At 71.9% G+C, this 12546-nt stretch carries 15 protein-coding genes; 9 read left to right on the forward strand and 6 right to left on the reverse strand.

Annotated elements, in window-relative coordinates; translation table 11 throughout:
* Positions 1-279: 279 nt before the first annotated feature.
* Entirely contained in the window at positions 280-621 is a 342-nt protein-coding gene (locus ACKUB9_RS09825; protein ID WP_407521636.1) for a GcrA family cell cycle regulator, read from the reverse strand.
* A gap of 260 nt (positions 622-881) precedes the next feature.
* Between ACKUB9_RS09825 and ACKUB9_RS09830 the strand changes: the two genes are divergently transcribed.
* The 3 genes from ACKUB9_RS09830 to ACKUB9_RS09840 all read left to right on the forward strand — a co-directional run bounded on the left by ACKUB9_RS09830 (position 882) and on the right by ACKUB9_RS09840 (position 4624).
* On the forward strand, positions 882-1901 hold the full coding sequence (locus ACKUB9_RS09830; protein WP_407521634.1) for an NAD-dependent epimerase/dehydratase family protein: 1020 nt from the start codon (positions 882-884) through the stop codon (positions 1899-1901).
* A gap of 43 nt (positions 1902-1944) precedes the next feature.
* On the forward strand, positions 1945-3234 hold the full coding sequence (locus ACKUB9_RS09835) for a TetR/AcrR family transcriptional regulator (RefSeq protein WP_407521631.1): 1290 nt from the start codon (positions 1945-1947) through the stop codon (positions 3232-3234).
* 139 nt (positions 3235-3373) lie between these two features.
* Complete coding sequence (locus tag ACKUB9_RS09840; protein ID WP_407521628.1) at positions 3374-4624, forward strand: acyl-CoA dehydrogenase family protein; 1251 nt, start codon at positions 3374-3376, stop codon at positions 4622-4624.
* 11 nt (positions 4625-4635) lie between these two features.
* Here ACKUB9_RS09840 and ACKUB9_RS09845 read toward each other — a convergent pair whose 3' ends face one another.
* Positions 4636-5337, reverse strand: a complete 702-nt coding sequence (locus tag ACKUB9_RS09845; protein ID WP_407521626.1) for an RluA family pseudouridine synthase — start codon at positions 5335-5337, stop codon at positions 4636-4638.
* Between the two features lie 77 nt (positions 5338-5414).
* Between ACKUB9_RS09845 and ftsY the strand changes: the two genes are divergently transcribed.
* Positions 5415-6734: a signal recognition particle-docking protein FtsY gene (ftsY, locus tag ACKUB9_RS09850; protein ID WP_407521624.1), complete on the forward strand. Its 1320-nt coding sequence runs from the start codon at positions 5415-5417 to the stop codon at positions 6732-6734.
* 197 nt (positions 6735-6931) lie between these two features.
* Entirely contained in the window at positions 6932-7843 is a 912-nt protein-coding gene (locus ACKUB9_RS09855; RefSeq protein WP_407521621.1) for a calcium-binding protein, read from the forward strand.
* A 39-nt stretch (positions 7844-7882) separates the two neighbouring features.
* On the opposite strand, the gene ACKUB9_RS09860 is transcribed toward ACKUB9_RS09855, so the two are convergent.
* The gene (locus tag ACKUB9_RS09860) at positions 7883-8266 is read right to left on the reverse strand and encodes a type II toxin-antitoxin system VapC family toxin (RefSeq protein ID WP_407521619.1); all 384 of its coding nucleotides are present in this window, start codon (positions 8264-8266) and stop codon (positions 7883-7885) included.
* 2 nt (positions 8267-8268) lie between these two features.
* Entirely contained in the window at positions 8269-8535 is a 267-nt protein-coding gene (locus ACKUB9_RS09865; RefSeq protein ID WP_407521617.1) for a type II toxin-antitoxin system VapB family antitoxin, read from the reverse strand.
* A 103-nt stretch (positions 8536-8638) separates the two neighbouring features.
* Here ACKUB9_RS09865 and ACKUB9_RS09870 point away from each other — a divergent pair, with 103 nt between their 5' ends.
* The 3 genes from ACKUB9_RS09870 (at position 8639) to trpS (ending at position 11167) form a co-directional block, all read left to right on the forward strand.
* Positions 8639-9247, forward strand: coding sequence for a septation protein A (locus tag ACKUB9_RS09870; protein WP_407521615.1), 609 nt, complete (start codon positions 8639-8641; stop codon positions 9245-9247).
* Between the two features lie 54 nt (positions 9248-9301).
* Entirely contained in the window at positions 9302-10045 is a 744-nt protein-coding gene (locus tag ACKUB9_RS09875; protein ID WP_407521612.1) for an endonuclease III domain-containing protein, read from the forward strand.
* Between the two features lie 78 nt (positions 10046-10123).
* Positions 10124-11167 carry a tryptophan--tRNA ligase gene (gene trpS / locus ACKUB9_RS09880; RefSeq protein WP_407521610.1) on the forward strand — a complete coding sequence of 348 codons (1044 nt, stop codon included), beginning with the start codon at positions 10124-10126 and terminating at the stop codon, positions 11165-11167.
* Between the two features lie 9 nt (positions 11168-11176).
* Here the strand turns inward: trpS and ACKUB9_RS09885 are convergent, their stop codons facing one another.
* Both ACKUB9_RS09885 and ACKUB9_RS09890 read right to left on the reverse strand, forming a co-directional pair.
* Positions 11177-11563: a type II toxin-antitoxin system HicB family antitoxin gene (locus tag ACKUB9_RS09885; RefSeq protein WP_407521607.1), complete on the reverse strand. Its 387-nt coding sequence runs from the start codon at positions 11561-11563 to the stop codon at positions 11177-11179.
* Positions 11564-11567: 4 nt separating this feature from the next.
* Positions 11568-11756, reverse strand: a complete 189-nt coding sequence (locus ACKUB9_RS09890) for a type II toxin-antitoxin system HicA family toxin (RefSeq protein WP_407521604.1) — start codon at positions 11754-11756, stop codon at positions 11568-11570.
* Between the two features lie 85 nt (positions 11757-11841).
* On the opposite strand from ACKUB9_RS09890, the gene ACKUB9_RS09895 reads away from it, so the two are divergent.
* The gene (locus ACKUB9_RS09895; protein ID WP_407521601.1) at positions 11842-12543 is read left to right on the forward strand and encodes a haloacid dehalogenase type II; all 702 of its coding nucleotides are present in this window, start codon (positions 11842-11844) and stop codon (positions 12541-12543) included.
* The last annotated feature ends 3 nt before the right edge of the window (positions 12544-12546 follow it).

Genomic DNA, 12546 nt, shown 5'->3' on the forward strand with positions numbered 1-12546 from the left:
CCGTGGTCCACGTGACCGATCGTCCCGATGTTGCAGTGCGGCTTCGTCCGCGAAAACTTTTCCTTGGCCATATCCCTCACCTGCGGCAAGCCCGCCCACGACGTCCAAGCCGGGCGGAAGGCGCGGCCCGCTTAGAGGGTCTGCGGGCCGCGATCAAGTGCGGCCGTGCGCCGGCGCCCGCGCGGAGGACCGGCCGCGCGCGCGCGAACAGGCCCGGGCAGGGCCGGAACCCTCCCGGGGCAGATCATCGCGGGGAATGAGACGGAAGGTTCCGGCGCGTCAGCGCAGGCGGCCGGGCCGGGCCGGCTCGAACACGATCCGCCGATGGAAGGCGCACCAGCTCTTGCCGTCCTGCACCGGCGCGCCGCAGCAGACCGCGCGGTCGTTCGGCTCGCCGATGATGAACTTGCACACGAAGGCGCCGGATTGCGCGAACGGAATCCGGTGCTCCGGCGACGGCTCCTGGACGGTTTCGGCGGGAAAGAGATGCGACATGCGCACGAGCTGATTCATCGGTGACTGGCTCACGGGCCTCCACTCGGTCCTCATCGGTGGAGGACGACAGGCCGGTTCGAGATGGGAAACACGATACGCCGCCCGTGTGGCCCGTACGGCGGGCACGGGTCGCAGGGTCGGCGCGATTCAACCAATCTGGGGAGGAGCGTGTGGGATTGCAAGGGCTTCGGCCCTCCGACCAAGGGCGTCCGGCGCAGGGCGGGGCTTCGCCGTCTGCATCGCCGCCAAGATCGCCGCCAAGATCGCCGCCAAGCCTGGAGCAAGCCCGGAGGCCGCGGCGCTTCGGCTTCCGCTGCCGCGAAAAGCGGTCTACGCCCGGTCCCGTGGGGCCTGCGCGCCGTCAGGCTCGCGTCGGAGTTCCGCCCATGCGTTTCCTCGTGACGGGTACGGCCGGCTTCATCGGCTTCCATCTCGCCCGCCGCCTGCTCGCCGCGGGCCACGCCGTCACCGGCATCGACGGGATGACGGATTACTACGACGTCGCCCTCAAGGAGGCCCGGCTGGCGGAGCTCGCCGCCCTGCCGGACTTCACGGCGCGGCGCTTCATGCTGGAGGAGCCGGGCGCCTTCGCGGTGGCGATGGCGGAGGCGAGACCCGACATCGTCCTCCATCTCGCGGCCCAGGCCGGCGTGCGCTACAGCCTGGAGAATCCCGGCGCCTACGTGGCCTCCAACATGGTCGGCACCTACGAGGTGCTGGAGGGCGTGCGCCTTCATCCCGTGCGCCACTTCCTGTTCGCCTCCACCTCCTCGGCCTATGGCGGCAACCGCGCGGTGCCGTTCCGCGAGACCGACGCCACCGCCTCCCCGCTCACCATCTACGCCGCCTCCAAGATCGCCGGGGAGGCGATGGCGCATGCCTACGCGCATGTCTGGGGCGTGCCGACCACGGCCTTCCGCTTCTTCACCGTCTACGGCCCCTGGGGGCGGCCCGACATGGCGCTCTACCTCTTCACCCGCCGGATCCTGGCGGGCGAGCCGGTGGAGGTCTACGCCCACGGACGGGCCGAGCGCGACTTCACCTACATCGACGACCTGATCGAGAGCATCTGGCGGCTGACGGCGCTGCCGCCCGCCGTCGGCGCTCCGGTCTCGGCGGCCGACACGCTGAGCCCCGTGGCGCCCTACCGCCTCGTCAATATCGGGGCGGGCCGCCCGGTGAGCGTGAGCGCGATGCTCGACGTGCTGGAGGCGGCGCTGGGCCGTAGGGCCGAGCGCCTGCTGAAGCCCCTGCCCCCGGGCGACCTCGTCCGCACGGTGGCGAGCGCGGATCTGCTGCGCGACCTCACCGGCTACGTCCCGGCCACGCCGATCGAGGTCGGGATCCCGGCCTTCGTGGCGTGGTATCGGAAGCATTACGGTGAGGAGGCGGCCCCTGCCCCGTGAGTGCGGCTTGTCACGCTCCGCGGGGGCGTGCTCAATCGAGGGCATGTCCCACTCCCTCGACACGTCCGGCGAGAATGCGGCCGAGAGCGCGATGACCCCCGCGCCCGCCGGCGCCCCGCGGCAGACGCGGCGCTACGCCCAGAAGCGGGACGCCATCCTGCACGCCGCCGCGGCCCTGTTCAACGAGGCGGGGGTGAAGGGCGCGACTCTGGCGGACGTCGCCCGCGGCGTCGGGCTGATGACCAACAGCGTCACCTACTACTACCGCCGCAAGGAGGACCTCGCCGCCGCGTGCTTCCTGCGCACGATCGCGGTGCTGGACGATCTGGTGGCGCAGGCCGAGGCGGCGCCCGACCCGGCGGCGCGGCTGGCCCGCCTCCTCGACCTCTACTGCGCCCGGCGCGCCGCCGTGGCGGCCGGGGACGAGCCCGACACCGCGGTGCTGCACGACGTGCGCGCCCTGCCCGAGCCGCAGGCGGAGGCGGTCTTTTCGGCCTATGCGGGCCTCTTCCGCCGCCTGCGCGGACTCTTCGACGGCGAGCACCTCGACCGGGCCGAGCGCAACGCGCGCACGCACCTCCTGCTCTCGGTCGTGCACTCGGTCCGGCTGTGGATCGGCCGCTACGAGCCGCGCGATTACGGCCGCGTGGCCGCCCGGGTCACCGACCTGCTCGTCGAAGGGCTCGCCGGGCAGGCGGCCCCCTGGGCGCCCGGCCTGCTGCCGGAGCCCGTGCCGCCGCTGCTGCTGCGCGAGCCCGAGAGCGAGATCTCGCCGGAGGCCTTCCTGCGGGCGGCCACGATCCTCATCAACCAGCAGGGCTACCGCGGCGCCTCGGTGGAAAAGATCTCGGGGCTTCTCAAGGTCACCAAGGGCTCGTTCTACCACCACAACGACAACAAGGACGACCTCGTCGCCAACTGCTTCGCGCGCAGCTTCGCGCAGATCCGGGCCGTGCAGGACGCCGCCGACGCGGCCGGCGGGACCGGGTGGGAGCGGATCTGCACCGCCTCGGCGACGCTGGTGCGCGCGCAGCTCGGCCCGGCGGGGCCGCTCCTGCGGGTCACCGCCTTCAGCGCCCTGCCGGAGGGGCTGCGCACCGAGACGCGCCGCACCATGAACCGGCTCGCGGAGCGGTTCACCTTCTGCCTCGTGGACGGCATGGCGGACGGCTCGGTGCGCGCCCACGACGCCGGCATCGCGGCCCAGCTCGTCAGCAGCATGATCAACGCGGCGGCCGAACTCCCCGCCTGGGTGCCGGGCGTGACGCCCGAGACGGCGGCCGACCTCTACGCGCGCCCGCTCTTCCTCGGCCTGTTCGCCCCGCCGGCGTAGAAAGACCGGTACGGCGGAGCCGGCGTGCGCGGCGGGCCCGCTTTCGAAAACACGGTTTTGCTCGCCCGCGGTTGGCGCTAGGGTCGCGTCCGATCAGGCGCCGGGGCGGACGCGACCCCGGGCACGGGAGGAAGCTGCGATGGATTTCACCCTCTCCGAGCGGCAGCGGCACTGGCGCGACCGCGTGGCCGCGTTCATGGACGAGCACGTCCGTCCCGCCGTGCCGACCTACAAGGCCGAGATGGAGGCGTTCGGGACGGATCGCTGGCAGCCCGTGCCGGTGATCGAGCGCCTGAAGCCGCTCGCGCGCGAGGCGGGCCTCTGGAACCTCTTCCTGCCGCCCTCGCCCCAGCACGACGAGGGCGACTTCCGCGGCGCCGGGCTCACCAACCTCGACTACGCGCTCTGCGCCGAGGAGATGGGCCGCATCTCCTGGGCCTCCGAGGTGTTCAACTGCTCGGCGCCCGACACGGGCAACATGGAGGTGCTGCACCGCTACGGCTCCCCGGCCCAGAAGGCGCGCTGGCTCACCCCCCTGATGGCCGGCGAGATCCGCTCGGCCTTCCTGATGACCGAGCCGGACGTCGCCTCCTCGGACGCCACCAACATCGAGACGCGCCTCCGCCGCGACGGCGACCACTACGTGATCAACGGCCGCAAGTGGTGGTCCTCGGGCGTGGGCGATCCGCGCTGCGCCGTCGCGATCGTGATGGGCAAGACCGACACCGGCGCCCCCCTGCACCAGCAGCAATCGCAGATCCTCGTGCCCCTCGACACGCCCGGCGTGACGGTGGTGCGGATGCTGCCGGTCTTCGGCTACGACGACGCGCCCCACGGCCACGCCGAGGTGATCCTCGACGACGTGCGCGTGCCGGCCGAGAACCTGATCCTCGGTGAGGGCCGCGGCTTCGAGATCGCGCAGGGGCGCCTCGGCCCGGGCCGCATCCACCATTGCATGCGCACCATCGGCGTCGCCGAGGAGGCGCTCGCCAAGATGTGCCGCCGCCTGCTGGAGCGCGTCGCCTTCGGCAAGCGCATCGCCGACCACTCGGTCTGGGAGCAGCGCATCGCGGAGGCGCGCATCGACATCGAGATGACGCGCCTCCTCTGCCTGAAGGCCGCCGACATGATGGACCGGGTCGGCAACAAGGGCGCGAAGCTCGAGATCGCGATGATCAAGGTCGCGGCCCCCCGGATCGCCCTCAAGGTGCTCGACGACGCGATCCAGGCCTTCGGCGGCGCGGGCGTCAGCAGCGATGCGGGCCTCGCCTACGCGTATGCCCGCATCCGGACGCTGCGCCTCGCCGACGGCCCGGACGAGGTGCACAACCGCTCGATCGCCCGCCTCGAACTCGCGCAGTACGGCAACCGCGAGCGGCCGAAGGGCTGATGGGGCGCGGCTCAGGCGACGGACTCGCCCGTCTCCCGGCAGCCGCACGCTTCGAGGCCGCCGCGCATGTGCGGCGGCACGGGGGCCTCCGCCGTGACCGGCGGCTTCTTCGGGTAGAGCGGCAGGCTCAAGGCCCGGGCGTGCAGCTGCAGGCCGGGGCCGCCGTGGCGCGGGGCGCCGCCGTAGATCGTGTCGCCGCGGATCGGCCAGCCCATCGCGGCGCAGTGCACGCGCAGCTGGTGCGTGCGCCCGGTCACCGGTTCGAGGGCGAGCCACGCCGTGCCCGGCCCGCGGCCGAGCACCCGCCAGCGGGTCAGCGCCGGATCGCCCGCCGGATCGGCCTTCATCCACCAGCTGCGCGGATCGTCCGAGCGCCGCGCCAGGGGCAGGTCGATGGTCCCGGCCTCCTCCGCGGGACCGCCCTCGACCAGCGCCCAGTAGGTCTTGTCCACCGCGCTCCCGGCGAAGAGCCGGCCGAGCCGCGCCAGCGCCTTGGCGTGGCGCCCGAGCGCGAGGCAGCCCGAGGTGTCCCGGTCGAGGCGGTGGGCCGCCTCCGGGCGGCGCGGCAGGCCGAAGCGCAGGCCGTCGAGGTGCTGGACCAGGGTCTCGCCGCCCCGCGGCCCCGGATGCACCGGCAGGCCGGCCGGCTTGTCGATGACGAGCACCAGGGCATCGCGGTAGAGCACCCGCGAGACTATGTCTTCGACGATCATGGCGGCCCCGGTCGTCCTCGAAGCTGGTCGCGGCGGCCGGGACGATCCCGGCGCCCAGACCTCTGGAGCAAGTGCGGATGAGCGACAACACCAAGCCGGGGTGGTTCGGCCGCCTGTTCGGACGAAAGGGCGAGACCAAGGAGGCCGAGGAGGCGCCGCCGACCGTCACGCCGTCGGAGGGGGAGCCGGACTACGCCACCGCGGCCGAGGAGAACCCGGCCGCGAGCCCGACGGTCACCGAGGCCTCGCCCGACACGGAGACCGACCGCGACCTCGCCCCCGAACTCGCGGGGGCCGATCTGCAGCCGATCGACGGCGAGCCCGAGCGCCCGCCGGGCGGCACCGCCGGGCAGGCGCCGGCTACGCCAGAGGCGCCCGACGGCGCCGTGGAGGAGCCGGAGGACGAGGATGACGGGGCGGATCATCCCCTCGCGCTTGCGCCCCAGGCTGCGCCTGACGAGGCGGGCGAGAAGCGCGGCTGGTGGAGCCGGCTCACCGGGGGGCTGCGGCGCACCTCCTCGGCCCTCTCGGAGCGCGTCACCGGCCTCTTCACCAAGCGCAAGCTCGACGCGACGACGCTGGAAGAACTGGAGGACGCCCTGATCCAGGCGGATTTCGGCGTCGAGACCGCCATGCGGATCTCGGAGGCGGTGGGCAAGGGCCGCTACGAGAAGGGCATCGCCCCCGACGAGGTGCGGGCGATCCTCGCGGCGGAAGTAGAGCGGGCGCTCGATCCGGTGGCGCGGCCCCTCGTGGTCGAGGGCGGGCATAAGCCCTTCGTGATCCTGATGGTCGGGGTCAACGGGGCCGGCAAGACCACGACGATCGGTAAGCTCGCCCAAAAATTCCGGGCGCAGGGGCGGAGCGTGATGTTGGCGGCCGGCGACACCTTCCGGGCCGCCGCCATCGAGCAGCTCAAGGTCTGGGGCGAGCGCACCGGCGCGCCCGTGATGGCCCGGCCGCAGGGCGCCGACGCCGCCGGCCTCGCCTTCGACGCGCTGCAGGCGGCGCGCGAATCCGGCACCGACGTGCTGATGATCGACACCGCCGGCCGGCTCCAAAACAAGGCCGGACTGATGGCGGAGCTGGAGAAGATCGTGCGGGTGATCACCAAGCTCGATCCGGAGGCGCCGCACGCGGTGCTCCTCGTCCTCGACGCCACGGTGGGCCAGAACGCCATGAGCCAGGTCGAGCTCTTTCAGAAGACCGCGGGCGTCACCGGCCTCGTGATGACGAAGCTCGACGGCACGGCGCGGGGCGGCATCCTGGTGGCGCTCGCCGCCAAGTTCGGCCTGCCCGTCCACTATATCGGGGTCGGCGAGGGCGTGGACGATCTCGAAGCCTTCGCGGCCCGGGACTTCGCCCTGGCGATCGCGGGCCTCGACAAGGACGGCTGAGACTGGCTCCGCCTAGCGGAGCCAGTCTCAGCAGCCCGCGCGGCGCTTGAGCGAAGCCCAAATCCGCCATCCCGAAGGGATCACGCGAATTTGGCACGAGATCCCTGTGTGATCCGGTTCACGGATCGCCCGGCCGTCCGCGGCGACCCTGGCGTCGGGAGGGCCACCATCGCGGCTCCCCGACACAGGAGGGCGGCATGGCTACGATCACCGGCGACCAGAACTGGTTCTTCAAGGACGATACCCTCGTCGGCGGCGAGGAGGACGACGTCATCTACGGCCGCGACGGCAGGGACAAGATCCACGGCGGCAACGGCCAGGACACGCTCTACGGGGGCAACGGCGACGACACGCTGAGCGGCTGGGGCGGGCGCGACGTCCTCGACGGCGGCTACGGCAACGATTCGATGGCCGGCGGCACCAGCGGCGACACCTTCATCGACATCGTCGGCGTCGACACGATGAACGGCGGCGACGGCGACGACCACGTCGACTACTCAGGGTATGCCGGCTGCGTCGTCGTCGACCTCGTCCAGGGCACCGCCCGGCAGGAGAGCCGCCTGTTCGTCGTCGGCGAGGGCGAGCGGTTCGTCGGCGAGGGCACCGACACCCTGATCTCGATCGAGGATGTTTCGGGCGGCGATTACGGCGACACGATCCGGGGGGACGGCGACGGCAACCGGCTCTCGGGCGGCTACGGCGGCGACCTGCTCGACGGGCGCGGCGGCGACGACGTGCTCGGCGGCGGGGCCGGGACCGACACGCTCACGGGCGGCAGCGGCGCCGACACCTTCCTGTTCGATTCGAGCCTCGCCTCGGCCGGCATCGACCGCATCACCGACTTCAACGCCGCGGACGACCGGTTCCGGCTCGACCGCAGCATCTTCACGGCTCTCGATTTCGGGACGCTGTCGGCGAGCGAGTTCAGGATCGTCGACACCGCGGCGCCGACCGGGCTCGACGCCGACGACCGGATCATCGTCTCGTCCTGGAACGGCTACGTCTACTACGATGCGGACGGCTCAGGCTCCGGCGGCGCGGTCGCCATCGCCGACCTCGACGTGGCCGACATGGCAGGGATCAGCGCCCAGGATTTCGTCGCCCTGTGAGGCGGCGCGGGACGGCGCCGGCCACGTCCGGCGCCGTCCTCACGGCAAGGCGGTCGCGATGTCGGTCCGCGCGAAGTCGCCGCCCTTGTAGAGAAGCGGCGCGTCGAGCGTCCGGGCGAGCGCGTAGGCGAAACAATCGCCGTAGTTCAGCCCGGCCGGGTGCCGGCCCTTGCCGAAGCGCGCGAAGGCGTCGGCGGCGCTGCGGGCGAGGGCATGATCGACGGGCAGGATGTCGATGCCGCGGCGCTGGATCCACGCGTCCAGTGCGGCGCGACCGCCGAAGCGGCTCTCCGCGATCATCGCGCATTCGAGATAGTTGCCGGCCGACATCACGCACCGACCGGCCCGGGACATGGCCTCCGACAGCGCATCGGCATCCGCCTCCAGGGTGGCGATCGCCACAAAGACGGAACTGTCGACCACGATCACGACGGCAGGCCGGACTCGTCGTAGCCGAGCACGTCGTCCGGACTGCGTGCGTCGAGCACGTGACCGGTGCGCCATTGTGCCTGCAACGCGCGGTCCGCTGCCAAGCCCTCGGCGATACGGCGCTCCACCGTTCGTTCCTCCGTCAAGCGGTCGCGCTCGCGGCGCAGCAGATCCAGCAGCAGGTCGCCCGGATCGCGCCCGGTCTGCGCTTCGATCTCGGCAAGCAGCGCCTCGGCTTCGGGGTGATCGATGGCGATGGACATCGTGCGGCCTCGGGACGGGATGCGGGCGGAGCCGCGACAGTCTAATGGTCGGACGGCCGCTGCGCGATGCCGTGCGCGACCGGTTCCAGATCAGGCCCCGTCCATGAAGACCGAAGACGTTCCGCCCAAGACCCACCTGCCGCCGCTGGTCAAGCTCGCCCTCGAACTCGGGCCGCTCGGCCTGTTCTTCCTCGGCAACGCCTACGCGGACCGGTTCGGGGTCGCGCCCGACCACAGGCTGTTCGCGGCGACCGGGCTGTTCATCGCCGCCACGCTCGCGGCGCTCGCCATCCACTACGTGCTGGTGCGGCGCCTGCCGATCATGCCGCTCGTCTCGGGCGTCGTCGTGGTGGTGTTCGGCGGGCTCACGCTCGCGCTGCAGGACGAACTCTTCATCAAGCTCAAGCCCACCATCGTGAACAGCCTTTTTGGCGCGGTGCTGCTCGGCGGCCTCGCCTTCGGCAAGCCGCTCCTCTCCCTCGTCCTCGACAGCGTGTTCGATCTCGACGAAGAGGGCTGGCGCAAGCTCACCTTCCGCTGGGGCCTGTTCTTCTTCGTGCTGGCGGCGCTGAACGAGATCGTCTGGCGCACCCAGACCACGGATTTCTGGGTCGGGTTCAAGGTGTTCGGCATCATGCCGCTGACCATCGCCTTCGCGCTGGCCCAGACCCCGCTCCTCCTGCGCCACGAGCGCAAGGCCGAGGGGGCCTGACCGGCGGGAAAGGCCGATGGGAACCGCGGGCGGGATCGCGCGATTCCCGCCCTCATGGACTCCGTCGACGATCTCGCGCGCAAGGCGCTCGTCATCCATCGCAGGCTCTGCGCCCTGTACGGCTGCCCGATCCCGTACTTCCACAGCCTCGATCCGCTGAGCGAACTCGTCTCCTCGCTCCTCTCCCACCGCACCCGCAACGCGGAATCGGGCCGCGCCTTCAAGGCCCTGCGCGCCCGCTACCCGGACTGGGCGGCCCTGATCGAGGCGCCGACGGCGGAGGTCGAGGCCTTGATCGCGGGCGTCACGTGGCCGGAACTCAAGGCGCCCCGGATCCAGGCGATCCTGCGGGCGGTGCGCGGGCAGCACGGGGCGCTGAGCCTCGACTTCCTGGGGGACCTCGACGTGCCCGCCGCGCGGGCGTGGCTCGAAGCGATCCCCGGCGTCGGCCCGAAGACGAGCGCGGCCGTCCTCTCCTTCAGCACGCTGCGGATGCCGGCCCTGCCGGTGGACAGCCACCATCACCGCGTCGCGCAGCGCACGGGCCTGATCGGCCCGCGGGTGGATGTCGGCCCGTCCCACGCGATCCTGCGGGCCCAACTGCCCCCGGACTGGAGCGCGCAGGCCCTCTACGACAACCACGAGGTGCTGATGCTGCACGGCCAGCGCTGCTGCCATCACCGCGCGCCGGCCTGCGGGCGCTGCCCCCTCCTCGACCTCTGTCCGACCGGCCTCGCCCGGCAGGCGCCGCCTGCCGCAGAGGGGACGAGGTCCTGTGCCGCGCCGCAGCCGACTTGACCGGCCGGAGGGGATGGGTTCAGAACGCCGCGCCCGCGGGCCGCTCCCCACCCTTCTTGCCGAGGTCACCCGACGACGATGCCCGCGTTCCAGGAACTCGTCTTCTCCGGCGTCCAGCCGACCGGAAACCTCCACCTCGGCAACTATCTCGGGGCGATCAAGCGCTTCGTCGCGCTGCAGCCGGCCTACGAGACCTGCCTGTACTGCGTGGTCGACCTCCACGCGATCACGGTCTGGCAGAACCCCGACGAACTCACCGCCCAGATCCGCGAGGTCACGGCGGCGTTCCTGGCGGCCGGCATCGATCCCGCCCGCTCGATCGTCTTCAACCAGAGCCAGGTGCCCCAGCACGCCGAACTGGCCTGGATCTTCAACTGCGTGGCCCGCCTCGGCTGGCTCAACCGCATGACGCAGTTCAAGGAAAAGGCCGGCAAGGACCGCGAGAACGCCAGCATCGGGCTCTACGACTACCCCGTGCTGATGGCCGCCGACATCCTGGCCTACCGGGCCACCCACGTGCCGGTGGGCGAGGACCAGAAGCAGCACCTCGAACTCACCCGCGACATCGCGCAGAAATTCAACAACGACTTTTCGGCCGCGATTACCGCGCGGGGCCACGGCGAGGCCTTCTTCCCGCTCACCGAGCCGCTGATCGGCGGTCCGGCCGCGCGGGTGATGAGCTTGCGCGATGGCACCAAGAAGATGTCGAAGTCGGACCCTTCCGACTACTCGCGCCTCAACCTGACCGACGACGCCGACGCCATCGCCCAGAAGGTGCGCAAGGCCAAGACCGACGCCGAGCCCCTCCCCTCCGAGGTCGCCGGCCTCGCCGGGCGCCCCGAGGCGGACAACCTCGTGGGCATCTTCGCCGCCTTGCGCGACGTCACACGCGAGGAGGTGCTGCGCGACTACGGCGGTGCGCAGTTCTCGGCCTTCAAGGGCGCGCTGGTGGATCTCGCCGTCGAGGCGCTTGGGCCGGTCGGCGCCGAGATGAAGCGCCTCGTGGCCGATCCGGGCCATATCGACGCCGTGCTGGCGGATGGCGCCGCCCGGGCCGAGGCCATCGCGGCGCCCAACCTCGGGGCCGTGAAGGACATCGTGGGCTTCGTGCGGCGGCGCTGAGGCCGCGCCTCACGCCGTTTCCGAGGCCAACTCCCGCTCCGCCCCGCGCGCGAGCACATCGGCTCGCGTGAGCCCGTGGCGCGCCGCGTAGTCGTCGATCCGCTCCCAGAGATCGGTCGGCAGATCGCTCGGCATCGCGCCCTCGGCGTCGACCAGCACCGCGATGCCGTCGCGATTCTCCGGATCCGCCATGATCGCGTCGAGAGGCGATGGCGCCGGGATCGCCTCGCCGTCCTGAAGCATTCCGTCGAGATGCAGGGCCAGCGACTCGGCGGCCATCCGGCGGGCCTCGTCCAGCGTGCGGCCTGCGCTGATGCAGCCGGGCAGGTCGGGGAACGAGACGCCGTAGTCGCTGCCGGCATCCTTATGGATCAAGGCGATGAACGAGCGGAGCATGATCTCATCTCAGGCGTAGGCCCGCCTGCTTCTCGATGTTGCGCAGCGTACCGATCGGCAGGTCGCGCTTGGGATGCGGCACGGTCACCCGGCCGGCCTTGCGCGGATGCCGAAACTGCACGTGGCTTCCCTTCTGCGCGACCCTGTACCATCCATCCGCTTCGAGGACCGCGATCAAGGTCCGGCTGTCCATCCGCGGTACCTGCCGTATCGGTTCGATCGTGCAATGGAACTGCGGGTGGGGCAAGCCGCGTCCCGTTCAGAAGGAGACCCGATCCGTGCCGATCCAAGCCCTGATCTTCGACGTCTTCGGCACCCTGCTCGACTGGCACGGCGGCGTCGCCCGGGAGGCCGAGCGCCTGCTCGGGACCCTGCGGCCCGACCTCGACGGCGGCGCCTTCGCCCGCGCGTGGCGCGACTGCTACCAGCCCGGCATGGAGCCGATCCGCGCGGGCGCGCGCGCCTACGCGGATCTCGACGTGCTCCACGCCGAGAGCCTGGACGACCTGCTTGCCGCCTGGCGCATCGACGGCGTCGCGCCGGAGGCCAAGCGGGAACTGGTGCGGGCGTGGCATCGCCTCGACGCGTGGCCCGACGTGGCCGACGGGCTCGCCCGCCTGCGCACGCAATTCCTGCTCGCCCCCTGCTCGAACGCGCATGTGCGGCTCGCCATCGCGCATGCGCGGCGCAACGGCCTACCCTGGGACGCGGTGCTCGGCGCCGAGTTCGCCCGCGACTACAAGCCCAAGCCCGCCGTCTACCTGCGCGCCGTCGAGGCGCTGCGGCTGGAGCCCGCCGAGGTGATGATGGTGGCCGCCCACAGCTTCGACCTCGTGGCCGCGGCCGGCTGCGGGCTCGCCACCGCCCACATCGCGCGTCCCGACGAGAGCGGCCCCGGCACCGGCGAGGCGGCCCCCGCCTGCCCGGTCGACGTGGCAGCGCGCGACCTGCGCGACCTCGCCGACCGGCTCGGCTGCTGAGGG

This window comes from Methylobacterium oryzisoli (assembly GCF_046557895.1).
GTDB lineage: Bacteria > Pseudomonadota > Alphaproteobacteria > Rhizobiales > Beijerinckiaceae > Methylobacterium > Methylobacterium oryzisoli.

Coding starts and splice junctions, on each gene's coding strand:
- ACKUB9_RS09890 (WP_407521604.1), bottom strand. CDS start 11,756: ATGGACAGCCGGACCTTGATCGCGGTCCTCGAAGCGGATGGATGGTAC.
- ACKUB9_RS09835 (WP_407521631.1), top strand. CDS start 1,945: ATGTCCCACTCCCTCGACACGTCCGGCGAGAATGCGGCCGAGAGCGCG.
- ftsY (WP_407521624.1), top strand. CDS start 5,415: ATGAGCGACAACACCAAGCCGGGGTGGTTCGGCCGCCTGTTCGGACGA.
- ACKUB9_RS09885 (WP_407521607.1), bottom strand. CDS start 11,563: ATGCTCCGCTCGTTCATCGCCTTGATCCATAAGGATGCCGGCAGCGAC.
- ACKUB9_RS09830 (WP_407521634.1), top strand. CDS start 882: ATGCGTTTCCTCGTGACGGGTACGGCCGGCTTCATCGGCTTCCATCTC.
- ACKUB9_RS09875 (WP_407521612.1), top strand. CDS start 9,302: ATGGACTCCGTCGACGATCTCGCGCGCAAGGCGCTCGTCATCCATCGC.
- ACKUB9_RS09855 (WP_407521621.1), top strand. CDS start 6,932: ATGGCTACGATCACCGGCGACCAGAACTGGTTCTTCAAGGACGATACC.
- ACKUB9_RS09865 (WP_407521617.1), bottom strand. CDS start 8,535: ATGTCCATCGCCATCGATCACCCCGAAGCCGAGGCGCTGCTTGCCGAG.
- ACKUB9_RS09845 (WP_407521626.1), bottom strand. CDS start 5,337: ATGATCGTCGAAGACATAGTCTCGCGGGTGCTCTACCGCGATGCCCTG.
- ACKUB9_RS09870 (WP_407521615.1), top strand. CDS start 8,639: ATGAAGACCGAAGACGTTCCGCCCAAGACCCACCTGCCGCCGCTGGTC.
- ACKUB9_RS09840 (WP_407521628.1), top strand. CDS start 3,374: ATGGATTTCACCCTCTCCGAGCGGCAGCGGCACTGGCGCGACCGCGTG.
- trpS (WP_407521610.1), top strand. CDS start 10,124: ATGCCCGCGTTCCAGGAACTCGTCTTCTCCGGCGTCCAGCCGACCGGA.